Origin of the sequence: Nocardioides sp. (assembly GCF_034670285.1) — a bacterium.
In the GTDB taxonomy this organism is placed as follows: Bacteria; Actinomycetota; Actinomycetes; order Propionibacteriales; family Nocardioidaceae; genus Nocardioides.
Window position 1 is genome coordinate 1 of record NZ_JAXMNS010000541.1, and the last position, 1,909, is coordinate 1,909.

1 protein-coding gene is annotated in these 1,909 nt (G+C 68.5%); it reads left to right on the forward strand.

The genetic code is table 11. From position 1 onward, the window contains the following. Positions 1 to 219 precede the first annotated feature (219 nt). On the forward strand, positions 220 to 1,809 hold the full coding sequence (locus tag VOI19_RS18785; protein ID WP_323794459.1) for an acyl-CoA carboxylase subunit beta: 1,590 nt from the start codon (positions 220 to 222) through the stop codon (positions 1,807 to 1,809). Positions 1,810 to 1,909 lie beyond the last annotated feature (100 nt).

Below are 1,909 nucleotides of genomic sequence, written 5' to 3' on the forward strand. Positions count from 1 at the left end.
CTCCTTCGTCGCTCGGCCGGCTACTCGACGACCGGTGCTTGGTCCCTGGTCGTCGAGTAGCCGGGGTGCGAGCTTGCGAGCGACCGGCGTATCGAGACGCGGTGAGTGGCGCGGAGAGCGTGGCCACTGTGGGTGCTCGGGTGGCGGGCGTCTCGATACGCCGGCGCGCTCCTTCGTCGCTCGGCCGGCTACTCGACGACCATCGACTGAAAGGCAGTCATGACCACCACACCCCTGAGCCACCGCGAGGCGATGCTCGAGAAGATCGACGCGCTCGAGGCCGAGCACGCCAAGGCCGTCGCAGGTGGTGGCGAACGCAGCGTCGCGCGCCACCACCAGCGCGGCAAGCTGATGCCCCGCGAGCGCATCGAGCTGCTGATCGACGAGGGGTCGGCCTTCCTCGAGCTCAGCCCGCTCGCTGCCTGGGGCAGCGACTTCACCGTCGGCGCCAGCGTCGTGACCGGCATCGGCGTCGTCGAGGGCGTCGAGTGCATGATCACCGCCAACGACCCCTCGGTGAAGGGTGGCGCGAGCAACCCGTGGACGGTCAAGAAGATCTTCCGGGCCTCTCAGATCGCCGAGGAGAACGGACTCCCCACGATCTCCCTGGTCGAGTCCGGCGGCGCCGATCTCCCCACGCAGAAGGAGATCTTCATCCCCGGCGGCAAGCTGTTCCGCGACCTCACGCGCGCCAGCGCCCGCAAGGAACCCACCGTCGCGCTGGTCTTCGGCAACTCCACCGCCGGCGGCGCCTACGTGCCCGGCATGAGCGACTACACCGTCATGGTCAAGGAGCAGGCGAAGGTCTTCCTCGGTGGTCCGCCGCTGGTGAAGATGGCGACCGGTGAGGAGTCCGACGACGAGTCGCTCGGCGGCGCCGAGATGCATGCCCGCACCTCCGGCCTGGCCGACTACCTCGCCGAGGACGAGCGTGACGCCATCCGCATCGGACGGCGCATCATCGCCCGCCTCAACTGGCGCAAGGCGCGCCCCGACCGCGACGTCCCCGACTACGTCGAGCCCGCCGGTGACCCCGATGACCTGCTCGACCTGATCCCGGCCGACCTCAAGGAGCCCTTCGACCCGCGCGACGTGATCGCGCTGCTCTGCGACGGCGTGAGCGAGACCAACGGCGCGGTCTTCGACGAGTTCAAGCCGCTCTACGGCACCTCCCTCGTCACGGGCTGGGCCCGGCTCCACGGCCGCCCGATCGGGATCCTCGCCAACGCGCAAGGGGTGCTGTTCAGCGAGGAGGCGCAGAAGGCGACGCAGTTCGTGCAGCTCGCCAACCAGACCGACACTCCGCTGCTGTTCCTGCACAACACCACCGGCTACATGGTCGGCAAGGAGTACGAGCAGGGCGGCATCATCAAGCACGGCGCGATGATGATCAACGCGATCTCCAACTCCACCGTGCCGCACCTGACGGTGGTGCTCGGGGCGTCGTACGGCGCCGGCAACTACGGCATGAACGGCCGCGCCTTCGACCCGCGCTTCCTCTTCACCTGGCCCTCAGCCAAGTCGGCGGTGATGGGCCCGGCCCAGCTCGCCGGGGTGCTCGAGATCGTGGCCCAGCAGTCGGCTGAGTCGAAGGGGGAGGTCTTCGACGCCGAGGGCTTCAAGGGCATCAAGGAGATCGTCGAGGCCCAGATCGAGGAGCAGTCGATGCCCTACTTCCTCTCCGGGATGTTGTACGACGACGGGGTCATCGACCCCCGCGACACCCGCACCGTCCTGGGCATCTGCCTGTCCGTCATCGACAACAAGTCCTTTGCGGGCACCGACCGCTTCGGGGTGTTCCGCCCGTGATCATGGCGAGTGCGCAGGTGCGGGCGTCTCGATACGCCGGTCCGCTCCTTCGTCGCGTGTCCGGCTACTCGACGACCAGCACCGTCGGTCGTCGAGTAGC